15 protein-coding genes and 1 riboswitch are annotated in these 22,660 nt (G+C 67.5%); of the genes, 6 read left to right on the top strand and 9 right to left on the bottom strand.

Annotated elements, in window-relative coordinates; genetic code table 11:
• Position 1: 1 nt before the first annotated feature.
• The gene (locus U1H99_RS07655; RefSeq protein WP_323141106.1) at positions 2-751 is read left to right on the top strand and encodes an SAM-dependent methyltransferase; all 750 of its coding nucleotides are present in this window, start codon (positions 2-4) and stop codon (positions 749-751) included.
• A 175-nt stretch (positions 752-926) separates the two neighbouring features.
• Here U1H99_RS07655 and U1H99_RS07650 read toward each other — a convergent pair whose 3' ends face one another.
• The 5 genes from U1H99_RS07650 to U1H99_RS07630 all read right to left on the bottom strand — a co-directional run bounded on the left by U1H99_RS07650 (position 927) and on the right by U1H99_RS07630 (position 8,885).
• Positions 927-2,207, bottom strand: a complete 1,281-nt coding sequence (locus U1H99_RS07650; RefSeq protein WP_323141105.1) for an EAL and HDOD domain-containing protein — start codon at positions 2,205-2,207, stop codon at positions 927-929.
• Positions 2,208-2,417: 210 nt separating this feature from the next.
• A complete protein-coding gene (locus U1H99_RS07645; RefSeq protein ID WP_323141104.1) occupies positions 2,418-3,650 on the bottom strand; it encodes a 23S rRNA (adenine(2030)-N(6))-methyltransferase RlmJ in 1,233 nt (410 codons plus the stop codon).
• Between the two features lie 249 nt (positions 3,651-3,899).
• Entirely contained in the window at positions 3,900-5,198 is a 1,299-nt protein-coding gene (gene aceA / locus U1H99_RS07640; RefSeq protein WP_323141103.1) for an isocitrate lyase, read from the bottom strand.
• A 406-nt stretch (positions 5,199-5,604) separates the two neighbouring features.
• Positions 5,605-8,223 (bottom strand): ATP-dependent chaperone ClpB, encoded by a 2,619-nt coding sequence (gene clpB / locus U1H99_RS07635; protein WP_323141102.1) that lies wholly within the window; start codon positions 8,221-8,223, stop codon positions 5,605-5,607.
• 116 nt (positions 8,224-8,339) lie between these two features.
• Complete coding sequence (locus U1H99_RS07630) at positions 8,340-8,885, bottom strand: GNAT family N-acetyltransferase (protein ID WP_323141101.1); 546 nt, start codon at positions 8,883-8,885, stop codon at positions 8,340-8,342.
• Between the two features lie 41 nt (positions 8,886-8,926).
• Positions 8,927-8,993, top strand: a riboswitch (Fluoride riboswitch).
• A gap of 73 nt (positions 8,994-9,066) precedes the next feature.
• On the opposite strand from U1H99_RS07630, the gene U1H99_RS07625 reads away from it, so the two are divergent.
• From U1H99_RS07625 to U1H99_RS07615, 3 genes are all read left to right on the top strand, one after another.
• On the top strand, positions 9,067-10,395 hold the full coding sequence (locus tag U1H99_RS07625) for a voltage-gated chloride channel family protein (RefSeq protein WP_323141100.1): 1,329 nt from the start codon (positions 9,067-9,069) through the stop codon (positions 10,393-10,395).
• 200 nt (positions 10,396-10,595) lie between these two features.
• Positions 10,596-11,753 (top strand): porin, encoded by a 1,158-nt coding sequence (locus U1H99_RS07620; protein ID WP_323141099.1) that lies wholly within the window; start codon positions 10,596-10,598, stop codon positions 11,751-11,753.
• Between the two features lie 38 nt (positions 11,754-11,791).
• Positions 11,792-12,154, top strand: a complete 363-nt coding sequence (locus U1H99_RS07615) for a translation initiation factor Sui1 (RefSeq protein WP_323141098.1) — start codon at positions 11,792-11,794, stop codon at positions 12,152-12,154.
• Here the strand turns inward: U1H99_RS07615 and moaE are convergent, their stop codons facing one another.
• The 4 genes from moaE to U1H99_RS07595 form a co-directional block, all read right to left on the bottom strand.
• The gene (gene moaE, locus U1H99_RS07610; protein ID WP_323141097.1) at positions 12,155-12,625 is read right to left on the bottom strand and encodes a molybdopterin synthase catalytic subunit MoaE; all 471 of its coding nucleotides are present in this window, start codon (positions 12,623-12,625) and stop codon (positions 12,155-12,157) included. It lies immediately after the preceding gene.
• Positions 12,622-15,300 carry a DUF349 domain-containing protein gene (locus U1H99_RS07605; RefSeq protein WP_323141096.1) on the bottom strand — a complete coding sequence of 893 codons (2,679 nt, stop codon included), beginning with the start codon at positions 15,298-15,300 and terminating at the stop codon, positions 12,622-12,624. The genes moaE and U1H99_RS07605 overlap by 4 nt, the downstream gene beginning before the upstream one ends.
• 103 nt (positions 15,301-15,403) lie before the next feature.
• A complete protein-coding gene (locus U1H99_RS07600) occupies positions 15,404-16,003 on the bottom strand; it encodes a hemerythrin domain-containing protein (protein ID WP_323141095.1) in 600 nt (199 codons plus the stop codon).
• A gap of 215 nt (positions 16,004-16,218) precedes the next feature.
• Positions 16,219-17,496: a winged helix-turn-helix domain-containing protein gene (locus U1H99_RS07595; protein ID WP_323141094.1), complete on the bottom strand. Its 1,278-nt coding sequence runs from the start codon at positions 17,494-17,496 to the stop codon at positions 16,219-16,221.
• A 136-nt stretch (positions 17,497-17,632) separates the two neighbouring features.
• Between U1H99_RS07595 and U1H99_RS07590 the strand changes: the two genes are divergently transcribed.
• Positions 17,633-18,898, top strand: a complete 1,266-nt coding sequence (locus U1H99_RS07590) for an exonuclease SbcCD subunit D C-terminal domain-containing protein (protein ID WP_323141093.1) — start codon at positions 17,633-17,635, stop codon at positions 18,896-18,898.
• Entirely contained in the window at positions 18,895-22,653 is a 3,759-nt protein-coding gene (locus U1H99_RS07585; RefSeq protein WP_323141092.1) for an AAA family ATPase, read from the top strand. The genes U1H99_RS07590 and U1H99_RS07585 overlap by 4 nt, the downstream gene beginning before the upstream one ends.
• Positions 22,654-22,660: the final 7 nt, after the last annotated feature.

Here is a 22,660-nt window from a genome sequence, read left to right as displayed (position 1 = left end):
TATGCCCGGTACCCTCTACCTGATCCCGAACACCCTCGGCGCCACCGAAGCCACGGCGCACGCCCTGTGCCATGTCCTGCCCGAGCAGGTGCAGGACATTACGTCCAAGCTCGATTACTTCGTGGCCGAGAACGCCAAGACGGCGCGCGCCTTCCTGAAACTGGTCGCGATCGACCATCCGCTGGCGAAGCCGCTGCAGGAAATCCAGATCGCCGAACTCAACGTCAACACGCCGGCCGAGGCGCTCGGCGCCCTGCTGGCGCCGCTGCTGGCGGGCCGCGACGCCGGCTTGGTGTCGGAAGCCGGCGTACCCGCCGTGGCCGACCCGGGCGCCGACCTGGTCCGCCTGGCGCACCAGCACGGCATCACGGTGCGCCCGCTGGTCGGGCCGTCCTCGCTGCTGCTGGCCGTGATGGCAAGCGGCCTCAACGGTCAGAGCTTCGCCTTCAACGGCTACCTGCCGACCGATGCCGGCCAGCGCGCCAAACGCATCCAGCAACTGGAAGCGCGCTCGCGCAGCGAAAAACAGACGCAATTGCTGATCGAAACGCCGTACCGCAACGGCGCGATGCTGGAAGCGCTGGTGGCGAGCTGCCAGCCGGGCACCTTGGTCTGCGTGGCGACGGATTTGTCGCTGCCGAGCGAGTCGGTGAGGACGATGACGGCGGCGAAGTGGAAGGGTTTATTGGCGGCGAATAAAGCGCCGGATTTTCACAAGAAGCCGACTGTGTTTCTGTTTTTGGGGCAGTAAGAAGATCGAAAGCCGATGCTGGCGCGGGAGGATTACGTTAGCCCAAAAACGTCGCCCCTGCGAAGGCAGGGGTCCAATTTGCACGCATGTCGACAGCGCGTATAACTTGGCCCCCTGCCTTCGCAGGGGCGACGTGCATCTGCAGCGGATTATCCGTTGCGCATTTCGGCACGCCTCAGCGCACCTCAGCCTCACTCAACTCCCGCACCCAATCGAAAGCCGCCAGCTCGATCTCCCGCAACTGCTTGGCCGACAGTTCCAGCCGCCCCAGCGCCTGCGTCAGCGCCCGCGTGCATTCGGTCTTCTCGAGTTCCTCGGCCACCACCAGCATCGCCCCATAGTCGCCGGCGCGCTCCAGCAGCGCCGCACGCACTTCCTGCGACACCTCGACCCGCTCCAGGATCTCGTGCATCGGCACCGAGAACAGCGCATCCATCAGCGACATGATGCCGATGGTGAAGGCGTTGTTGGCGCCTTCGATGTCGCCCGGGTGCAGCGTCAGCGTCATCAGTTCGAGCAGGCGGCCGCGCGTGGTGGCCATCTGCAGCAGCGGCGAATTCAGTTCGACGTGGCCGTCGGGACCGCTGTACAGCAGGATCTGCAGCCAGCGCTGCAGCTGGCTGCGCCCCAGGCGCGCCAGCGCTTCCGACACCGACTCGATATGGCCGCCGCCATGGGTGCCGGTCAGGTGGCTGTTCACCAGGCGCAGCAGGTTGAGGCTGAGCAGGGTGTCGCGCTTGACCGCTTCCTCGATCGCCTCGTTGCCGGCATTCGAGGCGATCAGGTCGAGCAGGCGCAGCACCACCATTTCGGACGGCGAGATCCGTTTGCCCGACAGGATCGCCGGCCGCGCAAAGTAATAGCCCTGGAAATATTCAAAGCCGAGCTCCAGGCACAACTGGAATTCCTCGACCGTCTCGACCTTTTCCGCCAACAATTTTTGATGCGGACCGCGCAGCGTTCGCGACAGTTCGACCAGCTCGTCGCGGCTGACGCCCTGCAGGTCGACCTTGATGACATCGACCAATGGCATGAGCTTGCTTACCTGCTCGGAATGGTCTATAACATCGTCGAGGGCGAACTTGAAGCCGAGTTCCTTCAACTCGCGCACGCGCGCCAGCACTTGCGGCGTCGCTTGCACGGTTTCCAGGATTTCAAGGATGACCTTGTCAGGTGGCAAAAAGCGAACGAAGTCGCTCATCAACACGACCTCATCGACATTGACGAAGGCCACCTGTTCACCCACCACCTGATGCATCCCCAGCTGCGAAGCATGGGAAATCACGGCAGCGGTGGCTGCGGCATAATCGGTCAGCTGCGCGTCCTCATGCTCCGGGGCGGCGCGAAACAGCAGCTCGAACGCCACCAGCTTCTGGTCGCGCCCCAAGATGGGCTGGCGTGCCAGGAAGAATTCATCGGACGGCGCGGACGTCGCTGCCGTTGCAACCGCATGCATGTAACACTCCTGTGAATCAATTTTCAGCACGCAAAAACGCGTGCAGGTTCCGGGCCGGCCGGAACTCGGGACCGACTATACTACAGACTGATAGTCTTTACATTTCGACATCGTATCAAATCGTTACCAAGACGCGAGCACGTTGCCGCGCCCTCGCCGCCTACTACGCAAACGATTGACCGAGATTTGCCGATGACCGGCGGATGCCACTCAGGGACGGCCGCCGCCGCGCTTGGGGCCGCGCGGGCCGCGCGGGCCCGTCGCATCCGAACGGACGCCGCCCTTGTCGGCACCGCCGGCACGCTTGGCCGGCGCACCGGCGCGCTCCGCCGGGCGTCCTTCCGCCGTCTTGGCGGCGCTGCGGCTGCCCGGCTGGCCCTGCGGCGGACGGTATTCGCCGGCGCGCGGACGGGCCGGACGGCTGCCTTCCTTGTTTTCACCCTTGGCCTCGCCCTTGTCGCCCTTGCTCAGGCGGGCACCCGATGCGTCGACGAAAGGCTGGCCCGGCAGGCGCAGGCTGCCGCCGCCGGACAGCGGGCTGGCGCGCCGCGCATTGCCGACCGGCACGCGCGGACCGTTGCCCGCGGTGCGCCCGGCGCCGGCGCTGCCGACCGCACCGGCGCCGGCACCGGCACCGGCACCGGTCACCTGGGTACCGCGCTCGATGCGGAAGGTAGCGCCGCTGTCCTGGCCCAGCACCTGCACCAGGTAAGGCATGGTCTCGCGCAGCATCGGTTCCAGCGTGTACGGCGGATTCAGGATGAACATGCCGCTGCTGTGCATGCCGGTACCGTCGGGGCCGGGGGTGGCCACGGTCAGCGTGACGTGCAGCCATTCCTTGGCCGGCAGGCGCTTCAGGCGGTCCGCGAACTGGCGCGACTCCATGCGCTGGAGTACCGGATACCAGATCGCGTAGACGCCGGTCGGGAAACGCTCCAGCGCATCTTCGAGCGCATCGCGCACGTGCTTGTAGTCCAGCTTGACTTCGTAGGGCGGGTCGATCAGCACCAGCGCGCGGCGCGATGGGGGCGGCAACAGCGACTTCATGGCCTGGAAGCCATCCGCGTAGTCGATCAGCACGCGCCGTCCGCGCGACCGTTCGCCCTGCTCGGCCTTGTGCGCGTCGAGCTTGCGGAAATTATCGACCAGCAGCTTGGTATCGGCCGGGTGCAGTTCGAACAGGCGCAGCCGGTCTTCCGGACGCGCCACCTGTTCCGCCACATAAGGTGAACCCGGGTAATAGCGCAGCCGGCCGCTCGGATTCATCGCCTTGACCAGGTTCACGTAATCGGCCAGCGCCGCCGGCAAGTCGTCGCGCTCCCACAGGCGCGCGATACCGTCCACGTATTCGCCGCTCTTGAGCGCCTGTGCGCTGTCGAGCGCGTACACGCCGGCACCGGAATGGGTGTCGATATAGGTGTAGGCGACGTCCTTCTGGTTCATATATTGATGCAACTGAACCTGGATAAAGTGCTTCAGGACATCAGCATGGTTCCCCGCGTGGTAGGCGTGGCGGTAGCTAAACATAGTGGACTTCCAAAAAAATGAGTGCGGCGGCGGCGCGCTATTGCGTCCGATCGTGCCTGATTGCGCGCATTATCCACTAGTTGGGCGGCCTGCCTCAACTTTGGGCAAGAAAAAGCCGCAGCGGCCTGGGGCGCGCTGCGGCTTGTGGCTACATCTTGAAATTACTTAGGCAACCTTTTTCTCGTCGAAGAACTGCTCGTCTTCGGTGGAGCCGTGCAGCGCCGTCGTCGAGCTCTGGCCCTGCTGGATCGCCTGCGTCACCGCATCGAAATAACCGGTACCGACTTCGCGCTGGTGCTTGACCGCCGTGAAGCCCTTGTCGGCGGCGGCGAACTCGGCTTCCTGCATCTCGACGAAAGCCGACATGCCGGTCCGCGCATAGCCGTGTGCCAGGTTGAACATGCTGTAGTTCAGCGCATGGAAGCCGGCCAGCGTGATGAACTGGAACTTGTAGCCCATGGCGCCCAATTCCTTCTGGAACTTGGCGATGATGGCGTCGTCCAGGTTCTTCTTCCAGTTGAACGAGGGCGAGCAGTTGTAGGCCAGCATCTTGCCCGGGAACTTGGCGTGGACGGCTTCGGCGAAGCGCCTGGCGAAGGCCAGGTCCGGCTTGCCGGTCTCGCACCACACCAGGTCGGCGACCGGGGCATAGGCCAGCGCGCGCGAGATCGCCTGCTCGATGCCCGGGCGCACGCGGAAGAAACCCTCGACGGTGCGCTCGCCGGTGCAGAACTCCTTGTCGTTGGCGTCGACGTCCGAGGTCAGCAAGTCGGCCGCTTCGGCGTCGGTGCGGGCGATCACCAGGGTCGGCGTCCCCATCACGTCGGCCGCCAGGCGCGCCGCCGTCAGTTTCTCGACCGCCTCGCGGGTCGGCACCAGCACCTTGCCACCCATGTGGCCGCATTTCTTGACCGAGGCCAGCTGGTCTTCGAAGTGCACGCCGGCGGCGCCCGCTTCGATCATGGACTTCATCAGCTCGTAGGCATTCAGCACGCCGCCGAAACCGGCCTCGGCATCGGCCACGATGGGCGCGAAGTAATCGATGTCGCCCTTGCCCTCCGACCATTGGATCTGGTCGGCGCGCTGGAAGGTGTTGTTGATGCGGCGCACCACCAGCGGCACCGAGTTGGCCGGGTACAGCGACTGGTCCGGATACATTTCGCCGGCGACGTTGGCGTCGCCCGCCACCTGCCAGCCGGACAGGTAGATCGCCTTCAGCCCGGCCTTCACCTGTTGCATGGCCTGGTTGCCGGTCAGTGCGCCCAGGGCGTTGACGTAGTCTTCGGTATTGACCAGGTTCCACAGTTTCTCGGCACCGCGGCGCGCCAGCGTGTGCTCGATCTGCAGCGAGCCGCGCAGGCGCACCACGTCTTCTGCCGTGTAATTGCGGACCACGCCTTGCCAGCGCGGGTTGCTGTCCCATTCCTGCTGCAGGGCGGCGATTTGCTGTTCACGAGTTGCCATGTTGTTCTCCTGATGAAGATGCATAAAAAGCTGGGTTGGAAGGAAGCGCTGTTGGATCAATGATAGGCCGGTTCGTGCAGTGCACCACAGTCTTATATAAGACATAGGAGCATTTTAATTCCATTCAAATTCAATGACTTAAATCATAAATTCCATGATGCGAAAACATATTTCTCAAAATGGGAATGGCAGGGTTGGCGTCCGCATGCACCGTTTCATGTTGGCGAACCGAATTTCATAATGCGGGAACCGGGGTGTGGCCTGCCCGGCATCGCGTCGATGATCGCGTCTTTCCCGCGCGCGCCGCTTGATTCATCCACCTTTTAGTTCCGCAAGGGAATCAAATGGACGAAAAAAAACCCTGGCGGCCATGCCGACAGGGTTTCCTATTGCAGAAAAGGGAGGCTTACTTGGCCAGCTCGACCGCCGGCTCCTCGCCAAAGGTCAATTGCCCATTGCGGGCATCGACCCGGATCGTATCCTTCGGCCCGAAGCGTCCGGACAGGATCGCCTTCGACAGCGGATTCTCGATCTGCTGCTGGATCGCGCGCTTGAGCGGACGCGCGCCATACACCGGATCGAAACCGGCCTCGGCAATGAGCTGCAGGGCCGCCTCGCTGAGGTCGAGCGCCATCTCCATCTTGGCCAGGCGCTGCTCCAGCCCATGCAGCTGGATACGGGCGATGGCGCCGATGTTCTTCTCGTCGAGCGCGTGGAACACCACGATCTCGTCGATCCGGTTGATGAACTCGGGACGGAAATGTCCGCGCACCTCGGCCATCACGGCCATCTTCACCACCGCCGGGTCGGTGTTGTCCATCGACTGGATCTTGTGCGAACCCAGGTTCGAGGTCATCACGATCACCGTGTTCTTGAAGTCCACCGTGCGGCCCTGGCCATCGGTCATGCGGCCGTCGTCGAGCGCCTGCAGCAGGACGTTGAACACGTCCGGGTGCGCCTTCTCGATCTCGTCCAGCAGGATCACGCTGTAGGGCTTGCGCCGCACCGCCTCGGTCAGGTAGCCGCCCTCTTCATAACCGACGTAGCCCGGCGGCGCGCCGATCAGGCGGGCCACCGAATGCTTCTCCATGAACTCGCTCATGTCGATGCGGATCAGGGAGTCCTCGGTATCGAACAGGAAGCCGGCCAATGCCTTGCACAGCTCGGTCTTGCCGACGCCGGTCGGGCCCAGGAACATGAAGGAACCGTAGGGACGGTTCGGGTCGGCCAGGCCGGCGCGCGAGCGGCGGATCGCATCCGACACCGCCTCGATCGCCTCGTCCTGCCCCACCACGCGCTCGTGCAGCTTCTCTTCGATGTGCAGCAGCTTGTCGCGCTCGCCCTGCATCATGCGCGCCACCGGGATGCCGGTTGCGCGCGACACCACTTCGGCGATCTCTTCGGCGCCGACCTGGGTACGCAGCAGGCGCGGCTTGCCGCTGTCGCCTTCGCCCTCGGCCTGCTCGCCGGCGGCTTCCGCATCCTTGAGCTGCTTTTCGAGTTCCGGCAGGCGCCCGTACTGCAGCTCGGACACCTTCTGCCAGTTGCTCTGGCGCTTGGCTTCATCCATCTGCAGGCGGATGCGCTCGATCTCTTCCTTGATGTGGGTGGTACCCTGCACCGCCGCCTTTTCGGCCTTCAGGATCTCTTCGAAGTCGTTGTATTCGCGCTCCAGGCGGGCGATCTCGTCGTTGATCAGCTCGAGCCGGCGCTGCGACGCTTCGTCGGTTTCCTTCTTGACCGCCTCGCGCTCGATCTTCAGCTGGATGATGCGGCGGTCCAGCTTGTCCATCACTTCCGGCTTGGAGTCGATCTCGATCTTGATCTTCGAGGCAGCCTCGTCGATCAGGTCGATCGCCTTGTCCGGCAGGAAGCGGTCGGTGATGTAGCGATGCGACAGCTCGGCCGCGGCAATGATGGCCGGGTCGGTGATTTCGACCTTGTGGTGCAGCTCATACTTTTCCTGCAAGCCACGCAGGATGGCAATCGTCGCCTCCACGCTCGGCTCGTCGACCAGGATCTTCTGGAAACGGCGCTCGAGCGCGGCATCCTTCTCGACGTACTTGCGGTACTCGTCGAGCGTGGTCGCGCCGACGCAATGCAGCTCGCCGCGCGCCAGCGCCGGCTTGAGCATGTTGCCGGCGTCCATCGCGCCTTCGGCCTTGCCGGCGCCGACCATGGTGTGGATCTCGTCGATGAAGACGATGGTCTGGCCTTCATCCTGCGCCAGTTCCTTCAGCACCGTCTTCAGGCGCTCTTCGAATTCGCCGCGGAACTTGGCGCCCGCCAGCAGGGCCGCCATGTCGAGCGACAGCACGCGCTTGCCCTTGAGCGAATCCGGCACTTCGCCGTTGACGATGCGCTGGGCCAGGCCTTCGACGATGGCGGTCTTGCCCACGCCCGGTTCGCCGATCAGCACCGGATTGTTCTTGGAACGGCGCTGCAGCACCTGGATCGCGCGGCGGATCTCGTCGTCGCGGCCGATCACCGGATCCAGCTTGCCCAGGCGGGCGCGCTCGGTCAGGTCGAGCGTGTATTTCTTCAGCGCTTCGCGGTTGCCCTCGGCATCCTGCGAATTCACGGCTTCGCCGCCGCGCACGGCCTGGATCGCCGATTCCAGCGACTTCTTGGTCAGGCCGTGTTCGCGCGCCAGGCGGCCGGCGTCGGACTTGTCATCAAGCAGTGCCAGCAGCACCATTTCGCTCGACAGGAACTGGTCGCCGCGGCGCTGGGATTCCTTGTCGGCGAGGTTCAGCAGGTTGACGAGGTCGCGTCCGACCTGCACGTCACCGCCGGTGCCCGAGACTTTCGGCAGGCGCTCGAGCGCATTGCGCAGCGCGTTGGCGAGACCGCCCACGTTCACGCCGGCGCGTTGCAGCAGCGAGCGCGCGCCGCCATCGTCCTGGTTCAGCAGCGCACTCAGCAGGTGCGCCGGTTCTATATATTGGTTATCGTTGCCGACCGCCAGGCTCTGGGCGTCCGCCAGTACTTCCTGGAGCTTGGTCGTCAATTTATCTTGCCGCATGTTGTGTGCCCCTAGTGAAAAAGTTAGTTTTCAGGATGGAACTAGATTTAGGGGCAGGCGACGCTTTTTCAAGATGTGAAACATGGGCTTTGCTTAACCCTGGCTTAGACCACCTGTCAACCGATCGCCTTGCGCATCAGCGTCAGCGGCACCGCTACCTGGCCGCCGCCGAGCGACAGGCTCAGGTCGCGCACGGGCACGAAGCCATGGGCCCGGTACAGGGGTACGCCCGGCATGGTCGCGGTCAGCTCGAGCGCCGTGAAACCCGCCGCCAGCGCCTGCGCGGTGCAGTGCTGCATGAGCATCGAGCCGAAACCCTGGCGTTCCATGCCCGGATCGACGAAGAAGGCGCGGATCTTCGCCGCCTCGCTGGCCGGGTCCAGAAAACGGTCCGGCGCCGACTTGTGCTGGTCGCCGCCATAGGGCGTGGAGCGCTTGCTCCAGCCGCCGCAGGCGACGATGCGCGCTTCGTCCTCGATGGCGAAATAGGTGCCGTCCCGGATGAGCTGGGTGTCGACGCCGAACACCTCGCGCGTGACCGCGTGCGCCTGTTCAAGGGTGTAAAAGCCGGCCGACAATCCGATACCGGAACGTTCGATCAGCTCTTGCAGCACGGGGATGTCGGCCAGCGTGGCGGCGCGTAGTGTGAAATGGGGTCGCATCGGATCATTCTACTGTCGGCCGCTGTGGTGCTGCGCTAGAATAATGCTGTGGAAATGGCATTCTTCCACCGACAAACCGCCCCCAGGGCCGATGATGCCTGCACCGTTCCCGGCCATGGGACGTGCAGGCGTTCGCCCGTCCAGCCTGCCGCATGTCCGGGATGCCCGACCGAGGACATGCATGACTTTATTAGATCGACCTTTGGAACCGCGCTTCTCGTCCAGCCAGCTGCTGCGCTACCTCGCCAAATGGCTGCCGCTGGCGCTGCTGGTGGGGCTGCTGGCCGGTTCCGCCTCCGCCTTTTTCCTGGTCGCGCTCGACTGGGCGACCAGCACCCGCCTCGCCCACCGCTGGCTGCTCTGGCTGTTGCCGCTGGCCGGCTTCGCGGTCGGCTGGCTCTACCTCCGATTCGGCCGCGCCGTCGAGGCCGGCAACAACCTGCTGATCGACCAGATCCACGATCCGGATAAAGTCATTCCGCTGCGCATGGCGCCGCTGGTGCTGGGCGGGACCGTGCTGTCGCACCTGTGCGGCGCCTCGGTCGGGCGCGAAGGCACCGCGGTGCAGATGGGCGGCACGCTGGCCGACCAGCTGACCCATGTGTTCAGGCTGCGGCACGAGGACCGGCGCACCCTGCTGATGGCCGGCATCAGCGCCGGCTTTGCCTCGGTGTTCGGCACGCCGCTGGCGGGCGCCGTGTTTGCCCTCGAGGTGCTGGCGATCGGGCGCCTGCGTTCGAACGCCCTGTTCGCCTGCCTGGTGGCCGCCATCGCCGGCGACCGCACCTGCCTGCTGTGGGGCGTGCATCACACGCATTATGCGGTCGGGGCAATTCCGCCGCTGGCGCCGTGGCCGCTGCTGGCGGCCGGCCTGGCCGGCATCGCCTTCGGCCTGGCGGGACGATTGTTCGCCGACTGCACCCACGCGCTGGGCGGCTGGATCAAGCGCAAGGTGGCTTACGCGCCGCTGCGCCCGCTGCTGGGCGGGATCGCGATCGCGCTGGCCGCCGCGGCGCTGCCGATCGACCCTTACCTGGGCCTGGGCATCCCGACCATCCAGGCCGCCTTCCTGCAGCAGCTGGCGCCCTGGGACTTTGCCGGCAAGCTGGTGCTCACCGTGGCCTCGCTCGGCAGCGGCTTCAAGGGTGGCGAAGTGACGCCGCTGTTCTACATCGGCGCCACGCTAGGCAATGCGCTGGCGCCGCTGTTACACCTGCCGCTCGGCCTGCTGGCCGGCCTCGGCTTCGTCGCCGTGTTCGCCGGCGCCGCCAACACGCCGCTGGCCTCGACCCTGATGGCGATCGAACTGTTCGGCGGCGAAATCGGCGTGTACGCGGCCATCGCCTGTGTGCTCAGCTATCTGTTTTCCGGGCACACCGGCATCTATCGCGCGCAGCGCCTGGGGCGCGGCAAATTCGGCCGGGGCCAGCGGGCGCCGGAACACCTGCGCCTGGGCGAACTCGACGCCTGGCGGCGCCAGGCCCGCCGCCAGGAAGCGGATCGCGGCTGAGTCCGCAACACTGTCCTGCCGCGCTACCCCAGCTGTTCATAAACTGAACACTACCCGCGGCGCATGGTGTTCATTTTCCGTACCCTTTACTTCACGTCGCCCGGCATTACCCGCTCTGCATGCCCGGGCACGCTTATTGCGCTCGTTGGATGCATCGGCCCGCTGTGCTGATGCCACGCCACCATAACGAGGAGATAGCGATGAAGAAAGTGCTTGCGATGAGCTTGCTTGCCGCTGCCGCTGCCCAGCCTGCATGGGCGGTCGACATCAAGGCCGGCGACTGGACCGTCAACGTCGGCGGCAACGTCAACGCCTACTACACGCTGGTGCGCTGCAAGGGCAGCTTCGACGGCGGCCTGGCGCTGGCCGGCCCCACCATCGGCTGCGGCGGCGAAGACCGCCGCACCACGGTCGGCAACGGCCTGCTGCCGAGCGGCCTGGTCACTACCGCCAACACCAGCCAGGGTGGCTACGACGTCAAGGCGCAGATCGGCATCATGGTGGCCGCCGCCACAGACAGCGCCATCACCCAGAACAGCACGGTCGACGTACGCCAGGCCTTCTTCAGCTTCGGCAATGCCCAGATCGGCACGGTCAAGCTCGGCCGCGACTACGGCATCTTCGGCGACAACATCATCCTCGCCGACATGACCCTGCTCGGCACCGGCGCCCCGTCCCAGGCAACCCAGCGCGGCCGCGTCGCCCTCGGCCACATCGGCGCCGGCTACGCCTATGCCGGCCAGTACGGGCAAGTCGTGTACACCACGCCGAAGGTGCTGCCCTACGGCCTTGTGCTCGACTTCGGCCTGATGAGCCCGGTGGACGACACGCCGATCGTCGCCCCGGCGCGCTACACGTCGCGGTCGACGCCGCAGTTGCAGGCCCAGCTCAGCGGCACCTATGGCCCGCTGAAGGGCTGGCTGGGCGCCAAGACCCAGCATTTCGAAGCGGTCGGCAGCACCGCCGGCAACCTCCGCATGAATGCCTTCGAACTGGGCGCGCAGCTCGACTACGGCCCCGCCAACTTCCTCGCCAACGTCCAGCGCGGCCGAGGCCTGGGCATCCTGTCGGACGCCGACCAGGGCAACGTCCGCGCCACCCATTACCTGCTGCAGGCCACCTATAAGACCGACGACAAGCTGAAACTCGGCATCAACTACGGCCAGAGCCGCAACAACGACGACGCCGTCACCACCGGCGGCCTGAAATCGAATTCCAACGTGACCCTCGGCGCCTATTATTCGCTGAACACCGCGATCACGCTGGTGGGCGAGCTAGGGCGCACGCGCTCCAAGGGATTTCCCGGGGCGTCGAGCCATATGAACGGGATTTCGCTGGGGGGTATCATCCTGTTCTGAGCTACACTCGCGGGTTTCACGATGCATTCGAGCACACCATGACGAGTCGATCCAGCGGCGGCCTTGTATATTCCACTGAAAGCGGACGCATGTGTCCCGATTGCCGCCAGCCGGTCGCGGCATGCGGGTGCAAGGCCCAGGCCAGGGCCGCGCCGCCGGGCGACGGCATCGTGCGCGTATCGCGCCAGACGAAGGGACGCGGCGGCAAGGCCGTCACGCTGGTCAAGGGCCTGGCGCTGGATGCCGCCGCGCTGGCGGCGCTGGGCAAGCAGCTGCGCACGGCCTGCGGCGCCGGTGGTACCGTGAAGGATGGCGTGATCGAAATCCAGGGGGATCACTGCGACGTGGTGCTGGCCGCGCTCAAGAAGCACGGGCATGAAGCGAAGCGGGCCGGCGGTTGATTAGCCCACCGCCCACTTGCCCTTGGCCGTGTCGTCGCTGCTGCGCGCATCGACCCAGCGCGCGCCGTTCGGCGTCTGTTCCTTCTTCCAGAACGGCGCATCGGTCTTCAGGTAGTCCATGATGAACTCGCAGGCGGCGAAGGCCTCGCCGCGGTGCGCCGCGCTTGCCGCCACCAGCACGATCTGCTCCTGCGGCTTCATCGGACCGATGCGGTGCACCACCAGGGCGCCGTACAGCGGCCAGCGCGCGCGCGCCTGCTCGACGATGTCTTCGAGCGAGCGTTCGGTCATGCCGGGATAGTGTTCGAGTTCGAGTTCGGCGACCTGGTCGCCGTCGTTCATGTCGCGCACCGTCCCGACGAAGCTGACCACCGCGCCGATGCGCGGGTCGCCCGCGCGCAGGCGCGCGACTTCGGCGCCGAGGTCGAAGTCCTCGGCCTGTACTCGTACCTCAGTGAACACACCCTTCATTTGCCCTCCTTTGCCAGGCGCATCGACAACTGCTCGATACGGGTAGCGGTGCGGGCATCGGCCAGCGCCGGCAGCGCCAGCAGGGCGCGCAGCTGGGCCGCGGCGCTGTTGCCACCGCCAGCGCTGCTGCCGTTCTTCTGTCCCGACTTGAGCGAGGATTGCAGCACCTCGACCTGCAGTTTGAGGCGCTCGCGCGCGAATTCCGGGCCGCTGTCGATGCCGGCACCGATTTCCATGCGCAGCAGGTCGTGCAGCAGGATGTCGCGGTTGCGTTCCAGCAGCTGGGCGTAGGCAGCGCGGTCGCCATGCAATGCCTGCAGGGCGGCATCGAAGCGGCCGCGCAGTGTGCGCTCGAGTTCGGCATCGAGGGCTGGCAAGGCGCTCCAGCGCGCTTCCCAGTCGGCAGCACCGCCCTCGCCCGCGCCGGCAACCGCCTGCTCGAGTTCCTGCACCAGGCGCAGCTTGTCGCGCAGCTGGTTGGCCTGGGCCACGCCCGCGGCGCGGCGCACCTGGTCGGCGTGCTGCTGGACCAGTGCCACGGCGGCGTGGTAGCGCTTTTCGACGCGGGCTTCGTGGGCGCGCGGTACCGGGCCGATGGCCTGCCACTCGGCTTGCGCCTCGCGCAGCAGCTTGCCCATCGTGGCCGGCGTCGCCTCCGGCGCGGCCGCTTCCAGGCGCGCGCTGATGGCTTCCTTGGCGGCTTCGTGGGCGCGGCGCTCGATGTCGGCCTCGTGCATGCTTTCCTTGCGGCGCTGGAACACTTCGTCGCAGACGGCGCGGAAGCGCTGCCACAGCGCCTGTTCGCTCTTGCGCTCGAGCGGCAGTGCGCGCGCGTGTTCCTGCCAGCGCTGCTGCAGCGCGCGCATGGTGTCGATCGCGTGGCGGTCGTGCGGATCGATGGCGGCGGCTTCCTCGATGATCGCTTCGCGCTCGGCCATCTCGCCCTTGCGCTGCTCTTCGAGCGGCGCCTGCATCACGTTCAGGGCGTCGGTGAACAGGCCATCGAGGCGCTTCTTTTCCTTGCGGTCGATCGCGCCCAGGTGGCTCCAGCCGAGACGCAGGCGCTGCACCGTGCCGGCCACGTGTTTCCAGTCGGCTTCGCCGGACTGCAGGCGGGCGATCTCGGCGCGCGCTTCCTCGACCAGCTTTTCGGCGCGCGCGGCATTGACGTGGCGCTCGTCGGCCAGCTGGCGGAAGTGGGCCGCGGCCGGCGCGTAGGCGGCGCTGCAGGCGGCGTCGAAACGCTCCCACAGGCTTTTCGGGGCGGCGCCGGACAGGCTGTCAAGGGCTTTCCAGCGCTCGCGCATGCTGCCGACCTTCTTGGCCAGCTCGCTCATCGCCAGGTTCTGGGTGGCCAGCGTTTCCACGTTCTTGATGAGTTCTTCGCGCGACACGTTGCCGCCCCAGCGCGCCCAGTCGGACAGGCGCTTCAGCTCGGCCCGCACATGGGCCAGGCGGTCGGACTGGGCCGGCGTCAGGCGCATGCCTTTTTCGCGGGCCTCCTTCAGTGACTTGTCGAGTTCGGCCGCGGTGCCAAGCGAGCCCTGCTGCAGGGCGGCTTCCATCGCATCCATGGTGTCGAGGAAATGCTGGTCCGCGCCTTTCGGCTTGCGCGGCTCCGCACGGGCTTCACTGCGTGCTTCCCCGGGCGCGCCGGCCTCGGGCGCCGGTTTGGCTTCCTTCGGCTTGCGCGGCTCGGGCTGCGGCAGGCTGGCCAGCAAAGCGTCGAAGCGGCGCTGCAATTCGGCCGCCTGCGCGCGGGTATCCTCGCGCTCCTGTGCCAGGGCCGGCAAGGCTTTCCATTCCTTGCGCAAGGTGTCGGCGTTCAGTTCGGCCACCGGTTTGCCTCCCTGTAGTTCGAGGAAGGCGCTGCGCGCCGCCAGCGCGCTTTGCCCGGCTTCGATCGCGTGCAGGCTGGCCAGCAGTTTCTGGTGCTCGACGCCGAATTCGGCGCCCAGCCCGCGCGGCAGCGAGGCGTGTTCGGGCGCCTGCAGGGCCGCGGCCTGTTCCTGGGCCAGCACCTCGAGGCGCGCGGCCAGTTCGGCCGCCGGCAAGCTGCCCGCGGCGACGCCGGCCGACAGCTGGCGCAACGCCGCCAGGCGGTCGATCATGGCACGCTGCAGCTGCACCTGGGCTTCGAGACGCTGGCCGAGAGCGGCGCGCACGCCCTGGAACGCTTCCTGCAGCTCGGGTGCGGCGATGACCGCCCATTTGCGGTCGAGATCGGCAACGTGGTTAGGCGTCAGCAACGCGTCGTTCAGCAGGGACCGGGCGCTCTCGAGGGCAGCCTCGGCGCGCCGGTGCTCGGCTTCGTGGTGACGGTGGGCATCCAGGCGCGACTGCATCAGCTTGGCGACGCGGCGGTCGGTATTGCGCATCGCCGTATGCACGCGCTCGAGGGCGGCCGGGCTGTGGACGAACTCGGCGGCGGTGAGCCGCAGTTCGGAGAATTCGCATTGCAGTATGAATTCCACCGCGGCAGCCTCGTCGCCCCCGACCTGGCCCAGTTTCTCGGCCTGCTGCGCGCGCGCGGCGGTGGCGGAAGCCGAAGCGGCAGAGGAAGCAGCCGCACCCGACGGCGCAGCGGCGCCCGAAGCGGACGGCTGCGACCCCTGTCCGGCCGGCTTGTCGCCGGACTTGTTATCGCCCGGCCGCTTGAATAGGAACTCGAACATGATGAAATCGCACTTCCAAAATCGCCATCATAGCAAGAAACCTGATGGCTTCGCGCCACTCGGCTGGCGTGTGCGAACAACACGTCGGCGACCTGCGTACGGATTAGTGGACAACCGACAAGGACGTGACGTGGCGTCCCGAGCCATGGGTGTCGTGGCCGAGCAGCCCGGGCGTGGCGTATTGCCGCTCCGGCACATTGCGCCGTTCGCGCGCGTAGGCGTCGTGGGCCAGCATCTGGTTGGCGATCGCGAACCAGGCGGTGTCGCCGACCACGCTGCGCGCCAGCGGAAACAGTTCGTGCTCTTCGCGCTCGAGACGGTGGCGCAGCGCGGCCACGCAGCGCTCGACGGCATCGCAGAAGCGTTCGCGCAGGACCGGGCGGTCGGGCTGGGCGACGCAGGCTTCGGCCACGTAGATCGCTTCCGCGGCGTTGCGGCTGAGCTGGTCGAGCTCGTGCAGCAGGCCGTCGGCGGCGCCGGTATGGCGGCGCAGCGCCGGCACCAGGAATTTGTCCAGCTTGCGCCAATGGCAGCTGTCGTAGATCTGGCGCATGCTCGCGCACAGCTGTGCGGCCCGGCCCAGGGCCAGGGTGTTGGTATCGCCCGGCAGCGCATGCAAGTCCTCGACCAGCGATTGCAAGGCAGCGCGCACTTTGGTCTGTTCGACCGACAAGGCAACGAGGGTATAAGTCGACGTCAGCATTCTGTCTCCGCTCAGTCGTCTCTCCAAACGCAGCGCCGCCGCACGGTGGGCCGGCACGGGGAACTGAATGGGAAGCGTTGATTTTGGCCAGGCCGGACTTTGTCGTTGATTTCTTGTCATCGGCCTGAAGAAGTACCAAGTTTAAGGAGGGGCGCCAGGGCGGCGTTTGATCTATATCAAACCCATGCCCCTGCCGGCCGCACGTCAGCGTCGCGTCAGGCTGCTGCCGACGTCGCCTGCACACTCATCCGTACGGGCTGTTGCCCAGCCGGCGCGGCCCGGTCCAGCGCGGCGCGCAACAACGGCGCAAAAGCGACAGGTTCGGCGTGTACGAGCGTCACTTGCGCACAAGCATGCCAGCAGGCGCAGCGGGCGACCGCCGCCGCGATATCGTCGGCCAGGCGGGCGCTGATGCGTATGCCCGGCTCCAGCGCCAGCGCCTTCAGTTCGAACACGCCGGCCTTGCGGTGCGCCTTGGCGTCGACGCGGCCGACCAGCGCGCCGCGGCGCAGGATCGGTAGCGTGAAATAGCCGTAGCGGCGCTTGTCCGCCGGCATGTAGCATTCCAGGCGATAATCGAAATCGAACAGTTCGAGAGCGCGCTTGCGGTCCCAGACGATCGGGTCGAAGGGCGACAGCAAGCTGGTCGCGCTCGCCGCCAGGGTGCGGGCCGCGGCCTGCTCCAGCAGCGGCGCGTGGTCGGGGTGCACATACACCGGTTCGCGCCAATTTTCCACCTTCGCGCGCAGCAGTTCGCCGGCCTCGTGCAATGCATCCAGGTCGACGTGCGGCGGCCTGGTGCGGTGATAGTCGGCGATCCAGCCCGCCTTGGCCAGCCCGAGCGCCTTGACCGCGCGCAGGGCGAACTCGCGCCGCACCGTCTCCATCGGCGGCATGCGGCTGTCGTCCCAGCCCGGCAGCACGCGCTCGGCCAGGTCGTAGATGCGATGAAAATTCCGGCGCCGCGCGATCATCAGCACGCCGGCCGTGAACAGCACTTCGAGCGAGCGCTTTTCCGGCTTCCAGGCCCACCACCCGCCGGCTTGCCCATCGGTGCGTTCGAAATCGGCCGAGCGCACCGGGCCGTGCTCGCGGATGTGGTTCAGCACCCGCTCGACCACGTCCGGATGATCGCGCAGGAAGCCTGCCGCATACTTCCAGCCGAGCGAACCGGGATCGATCATGCGATGCCGGTACAGGCCGTAATCCTCGATCGGAATGAAGCAGGCCTCGTGCGCCCAGTACTCGAACAGTTTTCCTTCTTCAAGCAGGGCATCAAGCCAGCACGGATCGTAGTCGCCCAGGCGGCTCCACAGCACCAGGTAGGGGCTGCGCGCGACCACGCTGATGGTGTCGATCTGCAGCACGCCCATGCGCCGGATCGCGGCCAGCACGTCGTCCTTGCTGGCGCGGGCGCGGCTGGTTTGTAACATCCCCTGGGCAGCCAGGTGCAGGGCGCGCGCGGCGCCGATCGTCAGGACGGGTTCACTCATTCATCAACACTCAATGCACGATTGTAATGAGCATTTTGACACCATCCCGTATTCGCCCGAGAACTTTTTACAGCCGCTTCCGGTCTGCGCTATAGTAAGCGGCTCATCCACGCTCCAGACTCGTTCCTTCCACCCCATGCGGCTGCTGCACACCTCCGACTGGCACCTCGGCCAGACCCTGCACAATTTCGACCGGACCTGGGAACACCAGCGCTTCCTCGACTGGCTGCTCGACACCCTCGTGGCCGAGGACATCGATGCACTCCTGATCGCGGGCGACATCTTCGACAACGCGAATCCGTCGGCGGCCTCGCAGCGCCAGCTGTATCATTTCCTGCAGCAGGCGCGTGCCCGCCTGCCGCGGCTCGACATCGTCGTCATTGCCGGCAACCACGATTCGCCGGGCCGCCTGGAAGCGCCGGGACCGCTGCTGAGCGCGCACGGCACACGCGTGGTCGGCCACATGGCGAAGAACGCCGACGGCGAACTCGACCTGGAGCGCCTGCTGGTGCCGCTGACCGGGCGCGATGGAGAAGTCGAAGCCTGGTGTGTGGCGATTCCCTTCCTGCGGCCCGGCGACGTGCCGCGCGTTGCCGCGCCGGAAGGCGAAGCGGTCGACCCCTACGCCGCCTATATGCAGGGCATCGCCCTGCTCTACCGGCAAGCCTATGCGCTGGCCGAGGCGCGCCGCACGCCAGGCCAGGCGATTCTGGCGATGGGCCACTGCCACATGGTCGGCGGCGACTCCTCGCCGGATTCCGAGCGCCGCATCGTCATCGGCGGCACCGAGGCGCTGCCGGCCTCGATGTTCGATCCCGGCCTGGCCTATGCCGCGCTGGGCCACCTGCACCTGGCCCAGCGCGTCGGCAAGCAGGAACACTTGCGCTACAGCGGCAGTCCGCTGCCGCTGTCGTTCTCGGAAGTACATTACCAGCACCAGGTGCTGCGCATCGATCTCGACGGCGCGGCGGCGCGCGCCATCACGCCCTTGCCCGTGCCGCGCGCGGTCGAGCTGCTGCGGATCCCGGCCGCGCCGGCGCCGCTGAAGGAAGCGATCGCGGCGCTGGTCGAACTCGACCTGCCCGAGCGTCCCGCGCACGAACAGCCCTACCTGGAAGTGCGGGTGCTGCTGGACGGCCCGGAACCGGGCCTGCGCGCCCAGGTCGAAGCCGCGCTGCAGGGCAAGCCGGTGCGCCTGGCCAAGATCGAACCGACCCGGCGCGTGGGGACCGCGCCCGGCATCGAAGCGGCCCTGACCCTGGACCAGCTGGCGGCGCTGCAGCCGGACGAGATCTTCCGCCGCCTGTGGCAGCAGCGCTTCGGCGACGATGCCCCGGACGATCAATTGGCCGCCTTTGCCGAGCTGATGATGCCAGGGGAAGCGGGCGAGGTGCGACGATGAAAATCCTGCGCATCGGCGGCAAGAACCTGGCCTCGCTGGCCGGCGAATTCGAGGTCGACTTCGAGAGCGAACCGCTGGCCTCGAGCGGCCTGTTCGCGATCAGCGGCCCCACCGGGGCCGGAAAAAGCACCCTGCTCGACGCCCTGTGCCTGGCCCTGTACGACGCCACCCCGCGCCTGTTGAAGGCGCGTGCCGGCAACCAGGTGCCGGACGTCGGTGCCGACACGGTACAGGCGCACGACCGCCGCACCCTGCTGCGGCGCGGCGCGGCCGAGGGCTATGCCGAAGTCGACTTCATCGGCAACGACGGCATCGCCTACCGCGCGCGCTGGAGCGTGCGGCGCTCGTACAACAAGGCGACCGGCGCGCTCCAGGGCGTGAACATGAGCCTGCACAAGCTGCCGGAACTGGCCCCGCTCGGCAATACCAAGACCGAAACCCTCGCCGAGATCGAAAAGCGCATCGGCCTGTCGTTCGAACAATTTACGCGCTCGGTGCTGCTGGCCCAGAACGAGTTCTCGGCCTTCCTGCGCACCGACGACAACGAGCGCGGCGAACTGCTCGAAACCCTGACCGGCAGCGCGGTCTACAGCGAGATCTCGCGCCGCGCCTTCGAGCGCTGGCGGCTGGAACAGGAAGCGATGCGGCGCCTGACCGGACGCCTGCAGGACCAGGCGCCGCTGGCACCGGAGCAGCGCACGGTGCTCGACGAGGAACACACGGTGGCGCAAGCCGCGCTGACTGCCGTCGACGCCCGCCGCGGCGCACTCGAACAGCAGCTGCGCTGGCACCAGGCGCTCGATAAACTGGCGCAGGGCGAAGCCCAGGCCGAGACGGCGCTGGCCGCGGCCACGGTGGCGCTCGACGCCGCCGCCCAGCGACGCCGCCATCTGGCCACGCTGGATGCGGTGCAGCCGGCGCGCGCGCTGGTGGCCGAGCTGCAGCGCCTGGCCGGTGAACAGCGCCAGGCCCAGCTCGCCCTGGAGAATGGGGAGAAGGACCTGGCGCGCGCGCTCGACGCGCAAAAGGCCGCGGCCCAAGCCCAGATCGACGCCGAGCGCAAGCTGGAAGCAGCCGAACAGGTCCAGCGCGCGCAGGCGCCCCTGCTCGACCGCGCCAAGGCGCTCGACGCCACGCTCGCCACGCTGGCGCCGGCCCATGCCAAGGCGCGCAGCACCCTCGACGCGGCTGCCGCCGAAGCCCGGCAAGCCGGCCAGGTGCTGGCGGCCAAGACGGCCGAGCTGGACGACGCCAGGCGCACGCTGGCAGACACGCGCGCCTGGCTCGATGCACGGCGCGACCTCGACGGCCTGGCGGCCCAGTGGGAACGCTGGGAACAGCGCCTGCTGCAGGCCGAGCAGGCCGCGGCCCAGGATGCGGCCGCTGCCAACGCATTGGCGCGGGCCCGTACCGGCCTCGAACAGGCCGAAGCGGCGGCCCAGCGCACCGCCGCCGCCCTCGGCGCCGCAACCACGCTGCTGGGGGAACGCGACGCCACGCGCGCGCAGGCGATTCAAACGCTGGACGCCATCGACGCCGACGCCTTGCGCGGCGAACGGCGCGCGCTCGACACCCGGCGCGAGCGCCTGGCCGCCTTCGGCGCCGTCCACAATGCCCTGGACGCGGCGCACAAGCAGTCCGCCAAGCTCGAGTCCCAGGCCGAACGCCAGCAGGCCGCGCACACGGCCGCCGCCGCCGCGCTGGACGCGGCGCGCACCGCGGGCGGCGCCATCGATGCCGCCCTGGACCAGGCCGAGCGCATGTTCGAGGCCGCCCAGCTGGCCTGCGCCGATGGCGTCGAAAGCCTGCGCGACCGCCTCGGCCACGGCACGCCCTGCCCGGTGTGCGGCAGCGAGGAACACCCCTACCGCCACCAGGATGCGCGCCTGCACACCCTGCTCGACAAGATGGCGCAGGAAGTGGCGGCGCGCCGCCGCGAACAGCGCGACAAGCTCAACGAACAGGCGCAGCAGCAGGCGGCGCTGGACAGCGCCGCCGAGCGCCTGCGCGCGCTGGCCGAGGAACGCAGCGGCATGCTGGATGCCGTCGCCCAGCTCGAGGAAGAGCTGGCGGCCAGCCCGCTGGCCGGTGAAGCCCCGGAGGCAGCAAGCCGCGGCGCCTGGCTCACGGCCCAGCAAGGCCTGCTGCGCGACGGCGCCGCCGACCTCGACGCCCGCGAACAAGCGCTGCGCCGCGCCGAGCTGGCGCGCGACGCCGCCCAGCAAGCATGGGACAGCACCCACCGCGAACAGGCACGCCTGCTGGACGCGGCGCAGGCAGCGCAAGCCCAGTTGAACAGCCTGGAAACCGACATCGCCACGCTGGCGGCAAAGCGCGACGCCGCGGCGGAAGCCCTGGCCGGCCTGCTGGCCGAACTCGATCCGGTGCTGGTGGAAGCCTGCGGCGCCGGCTGGCAGGCAGGATGGCGCCAAGACCCGGCCGGCTGGCGCCAGCAACGCGCCGGCGCCGCCCGCGAATGGGCCGAGCGCGCCGCCCGCGTGACGCGGCTGGAATCCGCGATCCGCACCTTCGAAGCCGAACATGCGGCCCTCAGCGCGCGCGCGCAGCAGAACGGGAGCCGGCTGGCCGAGGCCCAGGCGGAGTTCGAGCGCATCGAGCTGGAATCGTCGACGCTGCGCCGCGAGCGCGCGCAACTGTTCGATGGCCGTGCCGCGCGCGAGGTCGAACAGGCGCTGGCCGCCGGCGTGGCGGCGGCGCGCGAAGGCGTCAACGCCAGCCAGGCCGCGAGCCTGCAGGCGGCGCAATCCGAAGCACGGGTGCGCGAAGCCCAGGCGAAAACCCAGGAACGCATCGCCGCACTGCAGGATGCCTCGGGCGACACCGCTGCGCGCCTGAACGCCTGGATCGAAGACTTCGACGGCAACGATCCCGACCTGGAGCCGGTCGACAGCGAACAGGCGCTGGCGGCGCTGCTGGCGGTCGGCAATGCCTGGATCGCGCAGGAGCGCGCTGCACTCGGCGAGCTGGATTCCCAGGCGCGCCAGGCCGCCGCCGTGCTGGCCGAACGGCGCATGCAACGCCAGCAGCACCAGGAAGCGGCGCCGCCGGATGCGGCCGGCCGCGATGCCGCCAGTGTGGCCCAGGACCTGGCCGCGGCCGAGCAGGAACGGCGCACGGTCCACGAGACCGCGGCCGCGCTGGCGCTGCGCATCCGCGAAGACGATGCCCGCCGCGAGCGCGCCCGGTCGATGATGGCCGAGATCGAGCGCCAGCGCGCCATCGAGGAACGCTGGGCCAGGCTGGCCGACCTGATCGGATCCGCCGACGGCAAGAAATTCCGCAACTACGCCCAGCAATTCACGCTCGACGTGCTGCTCGGCTACGCCAACCAGCACCTGGCCCAGCTGGCGCGGCGCTACCGCCTGGAGCGCGTCGCCAACGCCAGCGGCCCGTCGCTGGCACTGATGGTGCGCGACCAGGACATGGGCGGCGAGGTGCGCTCGGTCAACTCGCTGTCCGGCGGCGAATCCTTCCTGGTATCGCTGGCGCTGGCGCTGGGCCTGGCCTCGCTGTCGTCGAACCGGGTCAAGGTCGAGTCGCTGTTCATCGACGAAGGCTTCGGCAGCCTGGACAGCGACACGCTGGGCGTGGCCATGGATGCGCTGGACGCGCTGCAATCGATGGGACGCAAGGTGGGCGTGATTTCGCACGTGCAGGAGATGACGGAGCGGATCGCGACCAAGGTCATGGTGCGGCCGGGCGGCGGCGGCAGCAGCGCCATCACAGTTCAATAAGTAACAA

Origin of the sequence: Massilia phyllosphaerae (assembly GCF_034659755.1) — a bacterium.
In the GTDB taxonomy this organism is placed as follows: Bacteria; Pseudomonadota; Gammaproteobacteria; order Burkholderiales; family Burkholderiaceae_D; genus Telluria; species Telluria phyllosphaerae.
Note: the sequence above shows the minus strand (reverse complement) of the source record. Positions and strands in the feature narration are given on the sequence as shown.